This window comes from Paenibacillus sp. J14 (assembly GCF_000518465.1).
GTDB lineage: Bacteria > Bacillota > Bacilli > Paenibacillales > Paenibacillaceae > Fontibacillus > Fontibacillus barengoltzii.
The window spans coordinates 1-21,124 of sequence record NZ_JADQ01000058.1 but is presented as its reverse complement, the minus strand read 5'-3'; the positions used below and the strand labels follow the sequence as shown (position 1 = coordinate 21,124).

At 56.2% G+C, this 21,124-nt stretch carries 21 protein-coding genes; 19 read left to right on the top strand and 2 right to left on the bottom strand.

What is annotated here, in order from left to right; genetic code table 11:
- The gene (locus M891_RS0118520; protein ID WP_028539860.1) at positions 1–222 is read left to right on the top strand and encodes a cold-shock protein; all 222 of its coding nucleotides are present in this window, start codon (positions 1–3) and stop codon (positions 220–222) included.
- A 180-nt stretch (positions 223–402) separates the two neighbouring features.
- Positions 403–1,836: a sensor domain-containing diguanylate cyclase gene (locus M891_RS0118515; RefSeq protein ID WP_028539859.1), complete on the top strand. Its 1,434-nt coding sequence runs from the start codon at positions 403–405 to the stop codon at positions 1,834–1,836.
- A gap of 12 nt (positions 1,837–1,848) precedes the next feature.
- Here M891_RS0118515 and M891_RS0118510 read toward each other — a convergent pair whose 3' ends face one another.
- Positions 1,849–2,340 carry a CcdC family protein gene (locus M891_RS0118510; protein ID WP_028539858.1) on the bottom strand — a complete coding sequence of 164 codons (492 nt, stop codon included), beginning with the start codon at positions 2,338–2,340 and terminating at the stop codon, positions 1,849–1,851.
- A gap of 171 nt (positions 2,341–2,511) precedes the next feature.
- On the opposite strand from M891_RS0118510, the gene M891_RS0118505 reads away from it, so the two are divergent.
- The 5 genes from M891_RS0118505 (at position 2,512) to M891_RS0118485 (ending at position 8,057) form a co-directional block, all read left to right on the top strand.
- Entirely contained in the window at positions 2,512–4,035 is a 1,524-nt protein-coding gene (locus M891_RS0118505; protein WP_198032047.1) for a beta-propeller fold lactonase family protein, read from the top strand.
- A 575-nt stretch (positions 4,036–4,610) separates the two neighbouring features.
- The gene (locus M891_RS0118500) at positions 4,611–5,687 is read left to right on the top strand and encodes a sulfate ABC transporter substrate-binding protein (RefSeq protein ID WP_028539856.1); all 1,077 of its coding nucleotides are present in this window, start codon (positions 4,611–4,613) and stop codon (positions 5,685–5,687) included.
- A 35-nt stretch (positions 5,688–5,722) separates the two neighbouring features.
- Entirely contained in the window at positions 5,723–6,553 is an 831-nt protein-coding gene (gene cysT, locus M891_RS0118495) for a sulfate ABC transporter permease subunit CysT (RefSeq protein ID WP_028539855.1), read from the top strand.
- 53 nt (positions 6,554–6,606) lie between these two features.
- On the top strand, positions 6,607–7,467 hold the full coding sequence (gene cysW, locus M891_RS0118490) for a sulfate ABC transporter permease subunit CysW (protein ID WP_028539854.1): 861 nt from the start codon (positions 6,607–6,609) through the stop codon (positions 7,465–7,467).
- Positions 7,468–7,832: 365 nt separating this feature from the next.
- On the top strand, positions 7,833–8,057 hold the full coding sequence (locus tag M891_RS0118485) for a YezD family protein (protein WP_028539853.1): 225 nt from the start codon (positions 7,833–7,835) through the stop codon (positions 8,055–8,057).
- A gap of 136 nt (positions 8,058–8,193) precedes the next feature.
- Here the strand turns inward: M891_RS0118485 and M891_RS0118480 are convergent, their stop codons facing one another.
- Entirely contained in the window at positions 8,194–9,129 is a 936-nt protein-coding gene (locus tag M891_RS0118480) for a hypothetical protein (RefSeq protein ID WP_127576743.1), read from the bottom strand.
- 159 nt (positions 9,130–9,288) lie between these two features.
- Between M891_RS0118480 and M891_RS0118475 the strand changes: the two genes are divergently transcribed.
- The 12 genes from M891_RS0118475 to M891_RS0118415 all read left to right on the top strand — a co-directional run.
- The gene (locus M891_RS0118475) at positions 9,289–9,738 is read left to right on the top strand and encodes a GNAT family N-acetyltransferase (RefSeq protein WP_051417101.1); all 450 of its coding nucleotides are present in this window, start codon (positions 9,289–9,291) and stop codon (positions 9,736–9,738) included.
- 98 nt (positions 9,739–9,836) lie between these two features.
- Entirely contained in the window at positions 9,837–10,643 is an 807-nt protein-coding gene (locus M891_RS0118470) for a sulfite exporter TauE/SafE family protein (protein ID WP_374700833.1), read from the top strand.
- A gap of 1 nt (position 10,644) precedes the next feature.
- The gene (locus M891_RS0118465; RefSeq protein ID WP_028539849.1) at positions 10,645–11,022 is read left to right on the top strand and encodes a DUF1634 domain-containing protein; all 378 of its coding nucleotides are present in this window, start codon (positions 10,645–10,647) and stop codon (positions 11,020–11,022) included.
- Between the two features lie 147 nt (positions 11,023–11,169).
- Positions 11,170–11,838 (top strand): NAD(P)-dependent oxidoreductase, encoded by a 669-nt coding sequence (locus M891_RS0118460; protein ID WP_028539848.1) that lies wholly within the window; start codon positions 11,170–11,172, stop codon positions 11,836–11,838.
- Between the two features lie 22 nt (positions 11,839–11,860).
- Positions 11,861–13,495: a bifunctional ADP-dependent NAD(P)H-hydrate dehydratase/NAD(P)H-hydrate epimerase gene (locus M891_RS0118455; RefSeq protein WP_028539847.1), complete on the top strand. Its 1,635-nt coding sequence runs from the start codon at positions 11,861–11,863 to the stop codon at positions 13,493–13,495.
- Positions 13,496–13,713: 218 nt separating this feature from the next.
- Entirely contained in the window at positions 13,714–14,253 is a 540-nt protein-coding gene (gene ssuE, locus M891_RS0118450) for an NADPH-dependent FMN reductase (RefSeq protein WP_028539846.1), read from the top strand.
- 254 nt (positions 14,254–14,507) lie between these two features.
- Positions 14,508–15,104, top strand: a complete 597-nt coding sequence (locus M891_RS0118440) for an AAA family ATPase (RefSeq protein ID WP_028539845.1) — start codon at positions 14,508–14,510, stop codon at positions 15,102–15,104.
- A gap of 191 nt (positions 15,105–15,295) precedes the next feature.
- Positions 15,296–17,068 carry an ABC transporter ATP-binding protein gene (locus M891_RS0118435; RefSeq protein ID WP_028539844.1) on the top strand — a complete coding sequence of 591 codons (1,773 nt, stop codon included), beginning with the start codon at positions 15,296–15,298 and terminating at the stop codon, positions 17,066–17,068.
- Positions 17,046–18,974: an ABC transporter ATP-binding protein gene (locus tag M891_RS0118430; protein ID WP_028539843.1), complete on the top strand. Its 1,929-nt coding sequence runs from the start codon at positions 17,046–17,048 to the stop codon at positions 18,972–18,974. Before M891_RS0118435 ends, M891_RS0118430 begins: the two co-directional genes overlap by 23 nt.
- Entirely contained in the window at positions 18,974–19,735 is a 762-nt protein-coding gene (locus M891_RS0118425) for an AAA family ATPase (RefSeq protein WP_028539842.1), read from the top strand. Before M891_RS0118430 ends, M891_RS0118425 begins: the two co-directional genes overlap by 1 nt.
- 167 nt (positions 19,736–19,902) lie before the next feature.
- Positions 19,903–20,769: an SDR family oxidoreductase gene (locus M891_RS0118420; RefSeq protein WP_028539841.1), complete on the top strand. Its 867-nt coding sequence runs from the start codon at positions 19,903–19,905 to the stop codon at positions 20,767–20,769.
- 186 nt (positions 20,770–20,955) lie between these two features.
- A partial coding sequence (locus M891_RS0118415) for a transposase (protein WP_028538915.1) occupies positions 20,956–21,124 on the top strand: 169 nt, incomplete at its 3' end.

Sequence of the window (21,124 nt, the reverse complement as noted above, 5' to 3'; positions counted from 1 at the left end):
ATGAACTACCGTAAAAAGACGTTAGAAGAAATTCCTGAGGAAAATACGCCGGTATGGACCTGCACTAGCGATGACTGCAACGGGTGGATGCGGGACAATTTCACCTTTGATTATAGCCCCGTATGTCCGCTCTGCTCGTCCGAGATGGTCATGGGGATGCGCATGCTCCCTCAACTGAGCAATCCAAGCTCCGATCAAAGATCGTCGGCCAAGAAGGCTTAGGCGTTTGTACCCTTTCATGGGACCAGTGACCTAAGCAAACGCAGCCGTGTTCGCCTTTCGCGAATGCGGCTTTTTTATGCCCTTTGCTAAAGTGAGGAGCTACCTAAGAAAAGGATTGCATCCCTATCTAAAATCGAATATGTTTAATTATGACATGTTTCGACAAGCAGGAGGGCGTTGATGCGCGTAAAGTATAAAGTGGCACTTGACATCCCCTACAGCCCAAGGCAGCGAAAGTGGGCGATCATCCTCTCAGTTTTCATTACCGTCGTGTCGTTGATTACATTACCGTTTGGAATGATTGAACTTCCACATAAAGATCAATATTTATCGGCCATTGTTGGCTGCATTATTTTTGGCAATTTGTTAACCGCCATTACCATGTATAGTCAGTACCGAGCTTCCGGTCTACCGGCTTTGCTAGTTATCTTCTGCACTTATTTGTTCGGTTGTTTCATGTCACTCTTGTACGTCTTGACCTTTCCGAGTCTCTTCATCAACATCGCGGATGTTGAAGCGATTAAGGAGCAAACGGCGGGATGGGTGTGGGTGATGTGGCATGTGGGAATTACCCTGGGGATCTGGGGATATGCTTTTGTAGGTCGAAAGTGGTCTGCTCCCTTAAAGTCGAAGAAGCAGATCGTTCGATCTGGCACGGCAGGCATTGTCCTTACCTTGTTCCTTGTATTTTTTTCATATAAAGCTTCAATGCTTGCTGTTCAGAGGCTGCCGGGTCTTTTTTATAATAATGATTTATGGCAACTCAAAAATTCAATGATTGGCCCGATCCTATGGGCTCTTAATATGTACGCATTGTTAGTGTTAAGGGTGAGAGTAAAGAGGCAGTCGGTGCTGCACTTGTGGCTGTCTGTGGCAATGTTAGCCTTGCTGATGGAGGTTACGCTGGAGTTATGGGCCGGCATGCGCTTCACGCTTGGATGGTATGTGGCTAAAATCAATTCCCTGATCTCGGCCACCATTGTGCTCTGTGCGATTGTTAACGAGGTGAATCGTTTATTCATCCGACTGTCGGAGCAGCATCGGCAGTTGATCGAATCGGAGGAGCAGCTTGAGGTGGCTAACGAACAGCTGCTTCGGTTAACCAATCTGGACGGGTTGACAGAAATCCCTAACCGGCGGAGATTGGATGAGATCCTCGATAGGGAATTGCAAACTCCCGAGGAACGAAGCAACGCGCTATCGCTGCTCATGATAGATATTGATTATTTTAAAGACTATAATGATTATTACGGACATCAAGCTGGGGATCAGGTTCTCAAAAAGGTTGCACAAACGATCTATGCTGCGGCGAAGCGGGAACGCGGGTTTGCGGCCAGATACGGCGGTGAGGAGTTTGTCGTGATCCTGGCCGGTCACCATGCGCAGCAAACGTTAGAGTTGGCGGAACGGCTGCGGGGAGAGGTGGCTGCCTTGGCGATCGAACACCACAGGTCGAAAGTGGACAACTGCGTCACGATCAGTATGGGAGGTTACTCCTTGTGCCCGCACGAACCGATGACGTCGGAGGAATTGATCCGCCATGCCGACGGTTGTCTGTATCAAGCGAAGGCAGCGGGGCGCAATCGAGCGATTGTGAAGGGAGGCTGCTCCTGAACCACTTACGGTTCAGGAGGCAGTGGAGCTCTCGGTCATTGCCCGGTACTGCTTGAGCATAAACAGCCGCCAGCGAATGATCATGCCATAAGCGAGCAGGAAGAACAGCGCTGCGGTTTGCATGACGGAGACGTATTGTTCTACAGCCTCATGCAGCAGGAGACGGACAACTAGCAGACCAATCAGAATGAAGATAAAGCTGCGGGAACGTTCCGCGTAAATTTCGCCGCCGATGTTCTCGAACTTGGTTGTCCGAATCAACGGATAAGAAAAAAGAAGCCAGCCGAAAGCAAAGGCAATTATGCCCCACAGAATTGGAATATGCGTCTCCGGTACAACGAACATGAAAAGACCGGTTGTCATTCCGAGCGGCGGGATAATGATTTTCTTCACCGTGACAGGTCGACGACTGGCTTTCAGACGGATAAACAGAACAGCGACGGCCATGGCCATCGCACCAACAGTAAAGGCGATTTGCATATACGAGGGATTCATTAGGTTCATAGAGGTTCCCTTTCTATAAGTGTAGTGTATAGTATGTATGTGTTGAGTTATTAGCAATGAGTAATTAGCGATAATGATATAACGTGACTAGCGAACAGCGATTCGCGAGAACATTATAACATACTCGTCTGCACTTGTTTCAAACTTGGTATGGGAAGGGGAAGAAGGAAGATGAATAGTGAATTAACAGTCGCCGTTCATTGCTTGTTGTATTTAGATTCCAAGCAGGATCGCATGGCCAATAGCGAACAGATCGCTAGCAGCGTTGCGACCCATCCAGCCCGCGTACGTAAGGTACTCAGCCTGCTGCGCCGCCATGACCTCGTAACGACAAAGGAAGGAGCCCGCGGCGGGTATATGCTAAAGTGCGAGCTTTCGCACGTGTCCCTCGGCGACTTGTATCGCATCTTCGCTCAAGGATCGCTGCAACCCAACTGGTGTTCCGGCAGTGAATGCTCTTCCTGTAATATTTCCTCGAACATCCCTGCCGTGATGAACCAAATCTACAGCGGGGCAGAGAAACAGGTGGAGATGTTTTTTGATCGGCTTCCATTGTCTGAAGTGAAGCAGATGATGGATAAATTTGAGAAAGAAAGGGAAGAGAAATCGGTGAGCAAGGAAGCGAGGCAGCACTGGTACTTTTTTGTAGGTTCCTATGCCGATCGCGGGGAGCCGGGAATTTATCTCTGTGAGCTGCAGAGGGACACCGGCGAAATGCGGGTTATCCACGAGACTGCGGGTCTTACCAACCCTTCCTTCGTGATCTTCGATCCACAGGGGATGCGATTGTATGCGGTAAGTGAGCAGACTGAAGGGCAGGTCGCTGGATTTACGGTTGATCCGAAGGATGGGAAGCTGGCGATGCTGCACAGCGAACGGGCAACGCTGGGGGCCGACCCGTGCCATCTGGCTTTGAAGTGGGGGCGGGATGCATTTTTGCTGGTCGCTAACTATTCCAGCGGGCATGTGAATGCCTTTACACTGGAACCGGATGGGGCATTAGGGGAAATGACTGCCCTGATCCAACATGAAGGCAGCAGCGTTAACCAGGAGCGCCAGGAGTCGGCTCATGCTCACAGCATTGTGCCTAGCCATGATGGTCGGTTCGCCTTTGTCTCCGACTTGGGGACGGACCAGATTGTGATCTATCGGTTGGAGTGCGGGCGGCTCTTTAAGCATGGCGTAACCCACTTGCCGCCCGGGGCAGGTCCACGGCATTTCGTGCTCCATCCATCAGAACAGTTTGCGTACGGCATGAACGAGTTGAACAACACGATGACGGCGTATACGTTCGATCCTGTGGAGGGACGGCTTGAAGCGATCCAGCACGCCAGCTCGCTGCCGGATGATTTCCAAGGGGAGAACTACCCGGCTGATATCCACTTCTCGCCGGATGGACGTTACGTCTACGGATCGAACCGCGGACATGACAGCATTGTACGTTTCCGTATCGATGAGCACACCGGTCATCTCGTAGACCCGGAATGGACGAGTGTGGGAGGCAGTTGGCCGCGGAACTTCGCCGTCCTGGAGGACTATGTGTTGGTGGCCAATCAGTACAGCGGCAATATCGCCGCCCTGCGGCGAGATCCCAACAGCGGCAGTCTGACACCGGCGGAGCATAGCTTGAAGATCAGCAAACCTTCCTGCATCGAACCGCTGCCGGTGAACTTTGCGGCGGGTACGCCAAATTAGAAATTAGATAGTAAGAACATCTAAGCGGACGAGGATCCGACCCAGACACCCGAAGGCCAGCATTTGCCGGTCTTCGGGTGTTTTTGCATGTGCGCCCGTCACCCCTCTTTAGTTGCATACAGTGCTGTCGTAACATGATTACGCCAACTGCACTCAAGCGGTTGAACCGCCGTATACCGAACGGTACGTACGGTGGAGTGGAAGGTCGACTGCTCAATTATTGAGTAGCCTCCTATCCGATTGGCGAGGAAGAAGATCCGCTGTTTACGCTGCAGTAGGTGCCGGCTATAAGGCAGGCTTATAAATAAATTGCTTTTTTTGTATAAAAAGGTTTGACATTTCTGGGCTGGCCCATTTAAAATAACACCATAGCATACTAAACAGGTAGGAATAATTAAAAATGTTCTCACCGTACGGACGGAGGAACGCTCTACTTGCCTTGGCAGACACGGGTAGTGGCTCGGTTTGACCGTTGGGGGTGGGGCGTTTCTCCGTTTTCCATTGTCCAATGGGTTGCTGTGGTGGAGATCTGCCCTGCCCTAGTAAAGCGAGAAAAGAGTATGGGGAGTGATACGATGAACAGAAGGTTGAAGCAAGGGGTTCTAGTGAGTCTGGCATTAATGATGATTGGGGTTCTGGCAGCTTGCTCGTCCAACACGAGCGGCGGCAACGATGCGGCCAGCGCGGCAGCCGGCAATTCCGGCGGCGGGGAGAAGCCCAAAGCGGTGGAGCTGCTGAACGTATCCTACGACCCAACCCGGGAATTATACGAAAATTATAACAAGGCCTTTGCGGCATATTGGGAGAAAGAAAAAGGACAGAAGGTCACCATTAAGCAGTCGCATGGCGGGTCAGGCAAGCAAAGCCGGGCTGTCATTGACGGGTTGAAGGCCGACGTGGTAACTCTGGCGTTGGGATACGACATTGACGCCATTGCGGAAACCGGGCTGATTAATGAAGGTTGGCAGCAAAAGTTCGAATATAACAGCTCGCCCTACACTTCTACGATCGTATTCCTGGTTCGTAAAGGCAACCCCAAAGACATTAAGGATTGGAACGATCTGATCAAGGATGGCGTTGAGGTGATCACGCCTAACCCGCAAACCTCCGGCGGGGCGCGGTGGAATTACCTGGCGGCTTGGGGATATGCGCTGCACCAAAACAATAACGACGAGACGAAAGCACGGGAGTTCGTGCAAGAGCTGTTCAAGCATGTTCCGGTTCTCGACAGCGGGGCGCGCGGCGCTACAACGACGTTCGTAGAACGCGGACTTGGCGACGTGCTGCTGGCTTGGGAGAACGAAGCCTGGTTGTCCGTGAAGGAGCTGGGGCCGGATAAGTTCGATATCGTCTATCCGTCGGAGAGCATACTGGCCGAACCGCCGGTTGCCGTGGTCGACAAAAATGCAGATGCTAACGGCACCCGCGAAGTGGCTGAAGCTTATTTGCAGTACCTGTATTCGGAAGAAGGACAGAAGATCGCTGCGGATAATTACTATCGTCCAACGCTGGACAGCGTTAAGGCGGAGTATGCCGACAAATTCCCGGAGATCAAGCTGTTTACAATCGAGGAATTTGGCGGATGGGCAGAAGCCCAGGCGAAGCATTTTAATGACGGCGGCATCTTTAACCAAATTTACCTACCGCAATAATACGAACCGACCGTAACGAATCGGAGGCGAAGACTATGCACAGTAGCACTGCAAAGCGCGGCGTTCTGCCTGGTTTCGGGCTGACGATGGGATTTAGCGTGCTGTACCTCAGCCTAATCGTGCTCATCCCGCTTTCCGCCTTGCTGCTCAATTCTACAGGACTAACCTGGGAGAAGTTTTGGGATATCGCCACCGACCCGCGCGTGCTTGCTTCATACCGAGTAAGCTTTGTGACCGCGGCGGTGGCCGGACTGATCGATGCGGTGCTTGGGCTGTTGCTGGCCTGGGTGCTGGTCCGGTACGATTTTCCCGGCAAACATATTTTTGATGCGATGATCGACCTTCCTTTTGCCCTGCCGACGGCGGTGGCTGGGGTTTCCCTGACTGCGATCTACTCAGCCAACGGCTGGATCGGTTCCTTGTTCGAACCGCTGGGGATTCGCATCGCCTTTACACCGGCGGGCATCACGCTTGCGCTGATGTTTATCGGCATTCCGTTTGTGGTGCGCACCGTACAGCCGGTGCTGCAGGACCTGGATGCCGAAGTGGAGGAGGCGGCAGCTACCCTTGGGGCAAGCCGCTTCCGCACCTTCCGCCAGGTCGTGCTGCCGGAGCTTCTGCCACCGCTTCTAACGGGGTTTGCGCTCGCGTTTGCTCGCGGCATCGGCGAATACGGCTCCGTGGTCTTCATCTCCGGCAATATGCCGATGAAGACGGAAATCGCCCCGCTGCTGATCATGTCGAAGCTGGAGCAATTCGACTACGCCGGAGCGACGGCAGTTGCACTGATGCTGTTGCTCATCTCGTTTGTGCTGCTGCTGCTCATCAACACGTTGCAACGTCGGATTCGCAAGACCGCACGCTAGGAGATGGAGAACGCTCGAAAAACGCCAATCGCAATCGATAGGGAGGGAAGAGGATGGCTGGTTCTGTGCCATTAGCTGCAAGCAAGCCGACGGCCCCGCGGAAGCAGGTGGGCCAAGGCTCGGGCGTCATCAAGTGGGTGCTGATCACAGCAGCCGTACTGGTCCTGCTGTGGCTCATCGTATTGCCGCTTGCCGTCGTCCTGACGGAGGCGCTCAAGAAAGGTTGGGACGTCTACATCGCAGCCATCCGTGACCCGGATGCATTATCCGCATTGCGGCTGACGCTGCTCGTCGCTGTGATTACCGTCCCGTTGAATACGATCTTTGGAGTGGCTGCCGCTTGGGCGGTCACCAAATTTAAATTTCGCGGCAAGCAGGTATTGGTCACCTTAATCGACTTGCCGTTTGCCGTATCGCCGGTCATTGGCGGTCTAATCTACGTGCTGGTTTATGGCTCGCACGGGTGGTTCGGACCGTGGCTGGAGGAGCATCATATCTCGATTATTTTTGCCCTGCCGGGCATCATCCTGGCGACGTTGTTCGTGACTTTCCCGTTTGTTGCCCGTGAGCTCATTCCGCTGATGGAGGACCAGGGGCAGCAGGAAGAAGAAGCTGCTATCACGTTGGGAGCGCGGGGGTTCCGGATCTTCTGGAAGGTCACGCTGCCGAACATCAAATGGGGTCTATTGTACGGCATTGTTCTGTGTAATGCGCGAGCGATGGGAGAATTCGGCGCGGTTTCCGTCGTCTCGGGCCATATCCGGGGAGAAACGAACACCTTGCCGTTGCACGTGGAGATTTTGTATAACGAGTACCAATTTTCTGCGTCGTTTGCCGTGGCATCCCTGTTATTGCTGCTGGCGCTGGTGACCCTGCTGCTCAAAGGCTGGTTCACTCGCAAGAGCAGCCATTAGGGAGACCGAGGCTAGAAAGGACCAGAGATGCGCCGGTTGCGCAGGCGGAGCTGGGGAGAGTTACAGCGGGGAGAGTCTGCTGGGTGAGATGAGGGATGGCTTCCGGGGCGGAGCTTTTAACGGAACGTAACGCCCTTATTCGCCGATTTCCCGGACATTTCCCACTGTAACGGAACCAAGTGACCTTATGGCCCGAAAAAGTAGAGAGAGAACAGAAATTGCTCGAAATAAGGTCTTCTCGTTCCGTTAGCATTAAAACCACCCGCGAAACGTACAAATAACGGTGCTAGGTTCCGTTAGAAGTGTGAATACCAGCGTGAACTGTTAATTTACCTATATACCTAAACCAGGGGAGGGGTAGGGGGATGGCGAAACCATTGCAAGTCGATGAAATTTGGCTGGAACGGATTGCGGAGCTGCTGAGCGGCATGGAATTCGGTTCGTTAAACATCGTTGTCCATGAAGGTCAAATCGTGCAAATGGAACGTACGGAGCGCAGACGTTACGAGTTGAACCCGGGCAATGCCTCCAGGGCTGCCGGAGCTTCCCGTCATACGGCCAAACCTTTACGTGAATCTAGACAGCGTTAAGGTTAAGCGGGCCGGGTGCCTGTCTCTACAGGAATCATTAACATCAGAAACATCACCCTAATTTAAAAAACAACCCCGATTCCGGGCGGTCAGGCCGAAGGCCTGTCCCGCCTCAAGGAATCGGGGTTGTTGGCGTTTATTGCGTCGTTTCGCCCTCGCCGCCCTTAGGACTTAGCGACTGCACGGCTTCGGAGGAGACGCCGTCTGAAGCCTGCGGGGTCATCGGCAGCGGATCATGGCCGACATACGGACGGGCCCTCCTCGGTTTGCGGCTGTTGAGGCGAAATCCGCCGAGAAACAGGAGCAGCTGGGCCCCGAGCAGATATGGGGCCAGCCATGAAGCAGCCCAATGTCCGACAGCCAACACGGCGATCACGGCGCCGAGCAACCGAGCCGGTACCGCATTAACATGCCGGTTCCGTCCGCCCAACACGGCCAGGGAAAGCGTTAGCAGCGCAAACCAACTTGAGGTCAGTTGCATCCATCCGATCGCCAGCTCCCACGCGTTTCCGCTTTCTTCAGCGCCGGATAGACTGGTGTCCAGCAAGCGCCACAACCATAGCAGCGAGATAAAGAAGGCGGCGGCGAGTACTCCTGGCAAAACGGGGCGAAACATACGCCATAGCCAGCTCCCCCAGCCAGGCCCTTCCATGTGGCGGAGGAGCTTGTCCCGTTCGGCGATCAGCGTCTCGCTTTCCCGCTCGATGGTTCTCAGCAGCAGAGGCAGCCGGGAGGCGTCGTCGTCCTCGATGTAAGCGGCGATTTGCGCGAGCACATTTTCACTGACATAAGGCGCAGCCCGGCTAGCCAGCAGCTTGTCCCGCAGGGCGCTGGGGTCCGCGGGCGTTGACGAAGCGGATTCCGTTGCAGACATCAACGATCCTGCAGCCGCCGCATAGCGTTCCAAGGTCGAGTTGACGTAATCCAGCCGGATTCGCTCATCCCGAGCCATTTGGTTGCGTGAGGTAATATAAATTGCAAGGAACGCAGACAATGCCAGAAAGGCAGCCAGCGCGGCATGATCAGGGCTCTGTAGCCAGGTAACCCATTCCGACAGTGACACGATGATCACCCTTTCCATATTCCTCCTTTCACTATTGCACAGGAGGCGTTCGGATTCAAGCTTGAGTCAGGAGTTTTGAAAATATGTTATACTTGAAAATTGGTGAAAACTTACACAAAAAATCAGCGGGCGGAGGGAAACGGTATGAATGAACAACCCGGGGCAGACATGAATGGACAACCCGGTGCGGGGAGGAATGGACATCCTGCGGCAGAGGTGAAGATCCGATACGAAGCGCCTGAAGTTGCGGATTATCTGAGGCTTCGTGAACGTGCGGGAATGAGTCCGCGCAGCGCGGAAGGAGCAGAGATTGGCCTAAGAAACTCCATCTTCGCCGTCTCGTTATATGATGAAGCAGGATTAGCGGGGATGGGAAGAGTTGTGGGCGATGGCGGCTGCTTTTTGCAGGTGGTGGACATTGCCGTACGCCCGGATCTTCAAGGCAAAGGCCTTGGCACAAGGATCATGAGCGAAATTATGAGGTTTCTGGAGCAACAGGCACAGCCTCAAACCTATGTCAGCCTGATCGCGGATGTGCCAGCAGATAAGTTGTACCGGCGTTTCGGCTTTGAATATACCGCTCCTGGCGGACTTGGGATGTATTGGAGACAACGATAACATGGAGCATGGGAAGGCTTGCAACGGATGGAGCCCTCCGGTGAGAAAAGGGCAAAGGAGATGCCATCGGAGTGACTACAACAGTCATTGAAATTTTTATGATCGCGATTCTGGCAGGGGTCGTGGGTTCGATTCTTGGACTGGGCGGCGGAATTATCGTGACCCCCGCGCTGACACTGCTGTTTGGCGTGGACATTAACCATGCCATTGGGGCAAGCATCATTTCCGTCATCGCCACTTCAAGCGGATCGGCGGTGGCGTATATTCGCGATCGGATCACCAATTTGCGGGTCGGTATGTTTCTGGAGATCGCCACGACGGTCGGGGCGATTACCGGAGCGTTTATCGGGGCTTGGATAGCCCCGCAGTTTTTGTATTTTATTTTTGCCTTGCTGCTGCTCTACTCGGCCTATGCCATGATCAAAAAAAGCAAACAAGAGGTGCCGGAAAACGTTCCGCTGCATCCGGTAGCCCAAAAGCTGGGGCTGCAAGGGGAGTATTATGACAAGGCGCTGGGCAAAACCGTGGCCTATAACGTAGACCGCGTCTATGAAGGCTTTGGAGTCATGTACGGTGCGGGCGTTATTTCCGGGCTGCTCGGCATTGGCAGCGGGAGCTTTAAAGTGATGGCGATGGACGTGTTTATGAAAATGCCGCTGAAGGTGTCGAGTGCGACCAGCAATTTTATGATGGGCGTTACGGCGGCGGCTAGTGCAGGGATCTATTTGCTCCGCGGGGACATTATTCCGGTAATATCCGCTCCCGTTGCCTTGGGCGTGTTGATCGGAGCCACCGTCGGTTCGCGCTTGATGCAGCGCATGAAAAGTAAAACGATTCGCAAGCTGTTTATTCCCGTCATGGTATACGTAGCGTTCCAAATGATCTATCAAGGATGGAGGGGCTGACATGGGCGACCCTAACGAGACAACGCAAAATCGCACCTTTGAGATCGAAACGGCCATCAGCAAAATGCTCCGGGTTGGCGTCATGCTCGCGGCTGCTGTGATCGTGATTGGACTCATCCAGTTTTTGATCACAGGCGACAGCGGGTACCCGGGGGATACGTACCCCACCAACTTTGGTGCGATCATGTCCGGGTTGCTGGCCTTGAAGTCAGTGGCGATCATCCAGACCGGTTTGCTGCTGCTCATTTTAACGCCGGTGTTTCGCGTGTTCATCTCCCTCTTTTTGTTCTGGGTAGAGAAGGACTACCGTTACGTGGTGATTACGGCGATTGTGTTGATCATCTTGATCTTGAGCTTCGTAATAGGAAAGGCGGGCTAAGGAATCAGCAGGATCTGGGGCTTTCTGATCGCTTTGCAGAGCGGAAGAGGCCCTTTTGTTTTTGGACTTGCGGGGGAAGGATAATTATAATGTAAGCAGCAAAGCTTGGGAATCCCATCCAACAGCGAAGAAAGGGCGAACCGATAGATGAAGATCGTATTATTTGGCGCAACGGGCATGATTGGAAAAAGAATTGCGGCGGAAGCGCTGCAACGCGGTCATGACGTGACAGCAGTAGTTAGAGATCCGGCGCGGGCGGCCGAGGCGGGGTTACCTGACCTCGTGCCGACAGATTCCAAGCGGGCCGGGCATTTGAGCTTGAGGGAAGGGGATATTTTGGTCCCCGATTCCATCGCCCGGCTCGTCCAAGGACAAGACTTGGTCATTAGCGCGTATGGGCCGCGCTTCGGGGAGGAGGACGAGATGCTGGAAGCCACGCGATCGCTGATCGAAGGCGTGAAGCGCGGCGGCGTCCGCCGTCTGATCGCGGTTGGCGGAGCCGGCGGTTTGGAAGTTGCTCCAGGTGTGCGGTTGATGGATACGCCCGAGTTCCCGGAGGAGGTACGGCCGTTGGCCCGGGCTCACGAAGAGGCTCTGAACCTTTACCGGGCGTCGGACCTGGAGTGGACGGTATTAAGCCCGCCGGCGCTGATCGAGCCGGGGAAGCGCACCGGGATGTTCCGTTTAGGGTTAGACCGCTTGGTCGTTGACGAGCGAGATAACAGCCGGATTACGGCGGAGGATTATGCCGCAGCCCTCCTGGACGAAGCGGAGGACCCGTATTATATCGGCACCCGTTTTACTGTAGGGTATTAGAACCGTTGGGGGAGGAGAACCAATGAAATTCGTGACATCCGAGCAAATGCGTGCCATCGACCGCTACGCGATTGAGCAGATTGGCATTCCGGCGGTCGCGTTAATGGAGAACGCCGGGCGGGCCATTGCCGAGGAAGTGCTGTTCTTTTGCCGGCAGCGGCGGGAAGGGCGGCTTCCGGAGTATTCCGAGGAGACGATTCGCGAGCGGCCAGCTGGATTGGACAGCTGGGACCGGGATTTAGGCGGCTCGCCGGAGGAGGAACATTGGCTGATTCTCATCGGTAAGGGAAATAACGGCGGCGACGGCCTGGTGTGCGCGCGCCATCTTGCAGATGCAGGCGTGCGGGTGAGCCTGCTGTACGCCGAGGAGCCGGAGCGACTCAGCGGTGAAGCCGCGCTGCAGCATGCAATCGCTGCAGCGCTGGGGCTGCCGGGCGAGGTGTACACGCCCGGCGCGGTGGCGGCGGCCCGATCCCGCGGGGTGACGGGGATCGTGGACGCGTTGCTGGGCACCGGGGCGAAGGGAGCGCCCCGGGGGGCCTACGCCTCCCTGATTCGGGAGGCGAATGAGAGCCGGCTGCCAATCGTGGCAGCCGACATCCCCAGCGGGCTGGATGCCGATACCGGCGCAGTCCACGACCCGTGCATTCAGGCCCGGATCACCGTCTGTCTCGCCTTCTTGAAGGCGGGGCTGACGCAATATCCGGGCGCAAAGGCCGCGGGGGACGTGATCGTCCGCTATATCGGCATTCCCCGCGCGCTTCCGCCGGGCATGGCGGAAGCCGGGGTGCTGCTCACCGAGGAGGCACTGCGCGGTGAGCTTGGGGTGGACCCGGGGCGGCGGCGCGACGCCGACGGGCACAAGGGCACGTACGGGCACGTGCTGCTGGCGGCAGGCAGCCTGACGATGAGCGGCGCCGGCCTGCTGGCCGCCAAAGCCGCGCTCCGCGCCGGCAGCGGCCTCGTCACGTGGGCGCTGCCGGAGGCGCTGCTGCCGCAGGTGCTCGGGGCCGTGCCCGAGCTGATGCTGGCGCCGGCCGGCGGCGAAGCCGGCGCCTGGAACGCCGCAGCCGCATCCGAGCTGCTGCGGCTGCTGGAGGCGGCGCGCGACGTGCTCGCCATCGGCCCGGGGCTCGGCCGCTTCCCGGGCGAGGACGGCTTCCTGCGCGCCGTGTGGGAGGGCGCCCCGCGTCCCCTGGTGGTGGACGCGGACGCCCTGAACATCCTCGCCGCCGCAGGTGCGCCGGCGGCGTGGCCGCGCCGGGAGGCGGCGACGATTCTGACGCCGCATCCCGGCGAAATGGCCCGGCTGGCCGGCCTCTCCACGGCCGAGGTGCAGCGGGACCGCATCGGGCTGGCGCGCAGCTATGCGGTTCAGCACGGCGTCACGCTCGTGCTGAAAGGCGCGCGCACCGTCGTAGCGGCCCCGGACGGCCGCGTGTTCGTCAACGTCACCGGGCACCCCGGCATGGCTACCGGGGGCGCAGGGGACGTGTTGACCGGCCTGATCGCCGGGCTGCTCGCCCAAGGCCTGGACGCCGTGCAAGCGGCGGCGTTTGGCGTGTACCTCCACGGCCAGGCCGGCGAGCGCGCGGCCGCGGCCCGGCAAGGGAACCCGGCGTCCCTCATCGCCGGGGACATCATCGAGGCACTGTAGCGAAGCAGGCTGACAAGCCGCCGCCAGATGGATCGAACTGCGTTGAAGGTTGGCTTGGCTGGTATACGCCGTTTGCCGCTTGCAGCCGGATCGTCTTTGAGCAGTGCGGGTTGCATTGACTTTTCAAGCAAATATTGATAGCATCGTTTTAAAATTTAGACAAAAGGCCGGGGTTCGTGAGCATACGAACTCCGTCACAGATAAGGGGAGAATCCGAAATGAAAGTGACGATTATTAACGGAAGTCCAACACCAGGCTCCCGGTTGAGCGGCGTAATTGCACTGACGGAGGAACTGCTGCGCAGTGAAGGCTTCGAAGTCAGTCATGTGAATGTGGTGGAGCTGCCGCCGGAGGATTTGATCCATACCAAATTTGAAAGTGAAGCGATCGTCAAAGCGAACGGGCTCGTTGCAGCGGCTGACGCAGTGGTTGTCGCCAGCCCGGTGTATCAGGCGTCGTATACCGGCGTGCTGAAGACGTTCCTCGATCTTGTTCCGCAAAAAGGCTTGGCCGGCAAAGTCGTCCTGCCGCTCTTTATTGGAGGCAGCCTGGCGCATTTGCTGACGATTGATTATGCGCTGAAGCCGGTTCTGTCTGCGCTCGGTGCACGCTATATTTTGGGCGGTGTGTACACAGTGGACGCTCAGGTTGCTCGCACGGAAACCGGCGGCTTCGATATCGCTGGAGAGCTGCGTACCCGGTTGGAGGAGAACGTGAAGGAGCTGGCCCGGGAAACGCGCCTGCGCCAGCAGTCTTAAGCCAAACTTGAGTGAATCACATCCACTTCGGATTGGATTGTGAAGAGTCCAACCTCACCGGCTCCGGGATGCCTCCCGGGGTCGTTTTTTTTTGGGGACGCGATGGAATGCCGCCGAGTGATTGCGGATCGAAGCGATCTCGAAGAAATCGGCTTTCTTCTGACCGCAGCCAACGACGCAATCGGACAAAACATGGTACAATAGGACTAAAGGGATATCTGCTCGCAATTGTCGAAAGGGGATTTTTGGACATCATGTTGAAATTGGTCTTTTTCGTAGGAGTCGCTGGTACGGGGAAAACGACGGTGGCTCGCAAGCTGGCAAGACGGATGCCGGCGGCTTTTTTGGATCGGGATACAGTGGGCGGCCGCTGTGTCGAGAAGATTCTGGCGATGAACGGTCTGGATGTGAACGATCGGGATTCTGATTTTTACAAGGAACACTTGCGTGATCTGGAATACGAGACAACCCGGGACATCTGCATCGAAAATTTGGCAGCCGGCCAAAACGTATTTATGATTTCCCCGTTCACGGCGGAACTGAAGAACAAAGACTGGATCGAAAAGCTGATTCAAGAGGCAGGCCTCACCAAGCAAGAAGTGGACGTGAAGGTGGTTGTCGTGACGCTCAAGGACATGGATACCCAGAAGGAACGGATTATCGAGCGTTGTACGGACCGCGATACGTGGAAGCTGGAGCATTGGGATGACTTCAAGCACCGCGTGCAATTTGTACCCGAGATTAATTGGGACATCCCGTCTTCCTCGATTCTGGTGTTTGACAACAGCGGCGAGCTGACGGAGGAGAAGGTGGAAAGCATTTACCAATTTATCGTTGGGGACCAGAATTAAACTAAAGGCTTGCGTTATGCCCTTCCTGTCAACCGGTGAATTCCGGGCAGGAGGGGCTTTTTGCTATCGTGTTTTTGTATGAAGTTTGCCGCTGGAAAAATACACAAGCCTTCCCAACTGATTTATAATAAAACAACATAGTTTACCAAATTGACGATTCTTTCGGAATCACCCGCACTGGAGGTATCAGGATGTCCGTCATGACCGCTATTCTCAAAAAATACCGCATCGCCGCCGTCTCCGCGATCGTCATGCTGCTGATTGAGCTGGCGGTGGAACTGGTTCAACCGCTGATTATCTCGCGGATCATCGACCACGGGATTCGGCAGCACGCGGTGTCCGTCGCCTGGATTTGGGGCGGGGTGCTGATGGTGAGCGCGCTGGCGGCATTTCTCGCCGGGATCGCCAGTTCCTTTTTCGCTTCCCATGTAAGCCAAGGCTTTGGGTACGATCTGCGCGATAAGCTGTATGAGAAGGTGCAATCTTTTTCGTATGAAGTGTTTAACCGGTTTGCGGCTTCGTCGTTGATCACTCGGCTGACCGGGGATATTACGGTGCTGCAGGATGTGATCTTCATGTGTCTGCGCTTTGCGTCCCGGGTACCGCTCGTTGTTGTCGGGAGCGTGGTGATGGCGTTGGTTGTGCATGTGAAGCTGGGACTGCTGCTGACGGTGACCGTTCCCGTCTTGCTGGCGTTTGTCCTGTGGATGATCCGAAAAGCGTCTGCTTTATTTCGTACGGTGCAGCGGCGAACGGATCATGTGAACGGCCTGATCCAGGAGAACCTGACCGGGATGCGGCTGATCCGCGTGTTCGTCCGGATGTCGCACGAGATTGGGCGTTTCGAGCAGCGTAACCGCGCGTTGCGGGAGGGCACCGTCGCCGCGCTAAAGCTGACGGAGACGACGATGCCGTTCCTGCTGTTTATCATGAACGCGGGGATCATCGCGGTGCTGTGGTTTGGTCGAATCGAGATTGCGGACGGGGGGGCCAGCGTGGGGGAAGTCGTTGCTGTGATTAACTATTCACTGCGTACGATTGGCGCGTTGTCGGCGTTGTCCTGGATCATGAGCTCCTTGTCGCGGGGAGCGGCATCTGCCGGACGGGTGCGTGAGGTGCTGGAGGAGAACGATCCGGTTGGCGAGCGGGAAAACCGAGCAGGAGGGGCAAGCGGCGCGGATGTGGAAGAAGAGGCTGCTTCGATTCAAGGCCGCATTGAATTCCGCGAGGTATCGTTCCGCTATCCGGGACGTGACGTGATGGCGCTGGAGCGGATTTCATTTACGGCGGAGCCGGGACAACGGATCGCGATCCTGGGGGCCACCGGCTCAGGGAAATCCTCGCTGGTCCAGCTGATACCAGGCATGTATGAACCAACGGAAGGGACGATCCTCATCGACGGAACGGACCTTCGCGAGCTGGACCGGAAAAGGCTGCGCCGCGCGATCGGCTATGTGCCGCAGGAAGTGATGTTATTCTCCGGCACGATCCGGGAAAATATCGCCTGGGGGCGGGAGGACGCGACTTTGGAGCAAATCCGGACCGCCGCCCGGCAGGCGCAGATCCACGATACGATCGAGCGCCAGCCGCAGGGCTATGAGACGCGGCTGGGGCAACGCGGCGTGAATCTGTCCGGCGGACAGAAGCAGCGCCTGTCGATCGCGCGGGCGTTGATCCGTCGCCCGGCGATCCTGATTCTGGACGACAGCACGAGCGCGCTGGACGTCCGTACAGAGGCGGCTCTATTGAAGGAGATCTCACGCCTGTCCTGCACGACGCTGCTCGTGACGCAGAAGATCAGCTCCACGATGACGGCGGACCTGATCCTCCTCTTGGATGACGGTCGGTTGATCGCCAGCGGCAAGCACGAGGAATTGCTGCAGCATTCGGAATTGTACCGACGAATTTGCGAATCCCAGCTGGGAAAGGAGGCGGAAGCTCATGTCGTTCAAGACCTTCACTGAGCCATTTCGGCATCCGTACCCGAAGCTGGATGCACTATCGCCATCGCAGGGTGGAGACTCGCGTCAGGAGGCGGCTCCCGCGTCTCGCCGGCCCGGTCATGGCGGTGGACCTGGGGTACGGCCTAAAGTGCGGGCAAAAAATTGGTCCGCCACCTTAAGCCGAATTTGGAGTTATCTATCTGCCCACAAAGCGCGGCTGGCTGCGGTCCTGCTGATGGTTGTATTCAGCTCGGGATTAGCGCTGCTGGGGCCTTATCTGGTTGGGGTGGCCATTGATGACTACTTAGAAGCTGGCGGCGGGCGGCCGTGGGTGCTGTTCCTCGTTGGACTAACGTTAGTTTTTGCCGGATCATCACTCACCTCCTGGCTGCAAAATATCTGGATGATCACCATCGCCCAAGAAACGGTGTATCGCATGCGTTCCGAGCTGTTCGCCCAGCTGCACCGGCTGCCGATTCCTTATTACGGCAAGCGTCAACAGGGCGAGATCATGAGCCGGTTAACCAATGATATAGACAATGTCAGCTCCACACTGAACAGCTCGGCGATCCAAATTTTCTCCAGCGTGCTGACACTGGTCGGAACGCTGAGCGTGATGCTGTACCTCAGCCCGCTGCTGACGTTGCTGACGTTCCTTGTTGTACCGCTGATGATGGCCGGGATGCGTTGGATCACGAAACGGACGGGGCCGCTGTACAAGCGACGTCAGCAGGATCTCGGCAACCTGAACGGTTACATTGAGGAGACGTTGTCGGGTCAGCGGATTATCAAGGCGTTCTCACAAGAGCACCGGGTGCTGCAGGGCTTCCGTGAACGCAACGGGGCGATCCGCAGCTCCAGCTTCTGGGCGCAGACCATTTCCGGCTTCATCCCGAAGCTAATGAACGGATTGAACAACCTTAGCTTTGCGATTGTTGCGGGGATCGGCGGGGTGCTGGCGGTGAACGGTCGTGCCGGCGTGACCGTTGGGGTGATCGTAGTGTTCGTGGAGTATGCACGGCAATTCACCCGGCCGCTGAACGACCTCGCGAACCAATGGAACACGCTGCTGTCGGCGATCGCCGGGGCGGAGCGCGTGTTTGAGGTGCTGGACGAGGAGGTCGAAGCCAGCGATGAACAAGGGGCGGCAGAGCTGACGTCCGTTCGGGGCGAGGTGGTCTTCTCTGATGTGTATTTCTCTTATGAGGAAAATAAAAACGAGGGCGGCGATACGTTAGAGGACATCAGCTTTACCGCGAAGCCGGGTGAAACGATCGCTTTGGTCGGGCCGACGGGTGCCGGCAAAACGACGCTGATTCAGCTGCTTTCGCGTTTCTACGAACCTTCCCGGGGGACGATCACCGTTGATGGACGCGATATCCGCACGATCCGGCGCGACAGCCTGCGTTCACAGATGGCGTTTGTGCTGCAGGATTCGTTCCTGTTCCAGGGCACAATCCGCGACAATATCCGCTTTGGTCGTCTTGATGCGACCGATGCGGAGGTGGAGGAGGCTGCCAAGCTGGCGAACGCCCATTCCTTTATCGTGCGGATGCCGGGCGGCTACGACAAGGTGCTTGGCGCGGACGGCGGCGGCATCAGCCAAGGGCAACGGCAGCTGCTGGCGATCGCACGGGCGATTTTGGCGGATCCCTCTATCCTTGTGCTGGACGAGGCGACGAGCAGCATCGACACCGTGACGGAGATCAAGATTCAAGAGGGCCTGCAGCGGTTGATGCAAGGAAGAACCAGCTTCGTGATCGCCCACCGGTTGAACACGATCCGTCAGGCTGACAAGATCCTGGTCTTGAAGGAAGGCCGCTTGATCGAGCAGGGCTCGCATGAAGAGTTGCTGCGGCGTCGCGGATTCTATTACAGCTTGTACCATGGCGGCTTGGATGCAGCCAATGAGGAGGCGGACGCTTGATGGAGTGGAACGCCTATCTGCGGAAAATCATGTTACAGCGGGACGAGGTTCCGACGTTTGACGACTATCCTTTTCATTTACCGGCGGTCTTATCGCTAGGGCAATTGGAGTTCCATCCGAAAGTCACATACATTATCGGCGAGAACGGGATGGGCAAGTCCACGCTGCTGGAGGGCATCGCCGTCGCCCTTGGATTTAACCCGGAAGGCGGCACGATGAACTTCAGCTTCGCGACAGCCGAGACTCACTCCGAGCTGCATCGTTATTTGCGTACGATCAGGGGGGCGACGCGGCCGCGGGACGGGTTCTTTTTCCGGGCGGAGAGTTATTATAATCTAGCGACGGAAATCGATAAACTGGACCAGGAAAATGTTGCGTGGGTTAGTCCGCCGCGGATCGTCGACTCCTATGGAGGGAAATCGTTGCATACGATGTCGCATGGGGAATCGTTTTTTGCCGCGTTTATGAACCGCTTCAGCGGATATGGCCTGTACATCTTGGACGAACCGGAGGCGGCGTTGTCCCCGTTTCGGCAGATGGCGATGCTGTCACGGATTCATGAGCTGGTTGGACGTCGCTCCCAGTTTATCATTTCCACGCATTCGCCGATCCTGATGGCCTACCCGGACAGTCGGATGTATCAGCTCACGCCGGACGGGATCGAGGAAACTACGCTTGAAGAGACTGACCATTATATCATCATGAAGGAGTTCGTTAATCGTCGGGAGGGTATGCTAAAAGAGTTGCTGCGAGAGGAGTAACGAAGAGGTCGATCAAGCAGCTTGACGGATATGTCTACCCGCCCCACCTTGTTGTCGGCCCCCTGCTTCATTCAAGAAGCTTTTGACTTACCGACGGTTTGTAACTATAATAGTTACAGGTGAGTGCGTAGACTTCATGGTAATCCATTTGATAGGAGGAGTCTGGGATGAAGATTTTGGTGACAGGAGCGACGGGGCAACTCGGCGCCAAGGTAGTGGAAGCGCTGCTGGCCTCGGTGCCGGCAGAGCAGTTGGCGGTGAGCGTTCGTGATCCGCAGAAAGCAAGTGCGCTCAGCGAGCGCGGCGTGGATGTGCGCAAAGGGGATTTTGACGATCCGGCTTCGCTGGACACGGCTTTTGCTGGTGTGGAACGGCTGCTGATCGTATCCACCCAGGGGGACAACGATACGCGGATTCGTCAGCACATGGCAGCTGTTGAGGCCGCTCAGCGTGCCGGCGTGAAGTTCATCGCGTATACGAGTGTGGTGAATGCAGCGTCGAACCCGTTGGCGCTAGCCCCCGTTCATAAAGCGACCGAGGAAGCGATTGCGAAGACGGGCATTCCTTACGCTTTCCTGCGGAACAACTGGTACATCGAAAATGAAACCGGCTCGATCCAAGGCATTTTGGCTGGAGCTCCGCTGGTCACTTCTGCTGGAGACGGTAAAGTAGGCTGGGCGACGCGGGGGGATTACGCGCAAGCGGCCGCAGCGGTGTTGGCCGGCAATGGCCATGAGAACAAAATTTATGAGCTGTCGGGACCGATGCTGACGCATGATGAACTGGCACAACAAATCGGCGAAGTTCTGGGCCGTGAAGTTCCTGTACAGCATGTTGACGATGCAGCTTATGCCGAAGCGATGCGCGGTGCAGGCGTACCGGAACCGGTAGTTCCGTTCCTCGTCTCCATCCAAAGCGCGATTCGCGAAGGGGCGCTGGACGTTCCAAGCGGCGACCTGGAAGCTTTGCTGGGCCGGCCGGTCACTCCGATTGTGGACGCCATTCGCGACATTATCAAAGAGCTGCAAGCTTAATATCGAAAAGCCCTGTTCCGGGAGCGGAACAGGGCTTTTTATTATGGCTTTAGCCAGTTGAGCTCGTGAAGCGTGCGAAACAAAAAACCACCCGCTATGCGGGTGGAGGAACGAAGGTTTGACCAACTAGACCATTCCCATAAAATTGAGATGTTCAGGCTCAATAAAAGAAAGGAATGGTCTTAGATGGCAAACAAGAGCTATAGTTTAGCTCACACGAAGTGGATGTGCAAATACCATATCGTGTTCACCCCGAAGTATAGACGGAAAGAGATCTATAATCAAGTGAGGAGAGATTTGATCGAAATATTTAAGCGTCTGTGCAAATACAAGGGAGTGGAGATCATAGAAGGCC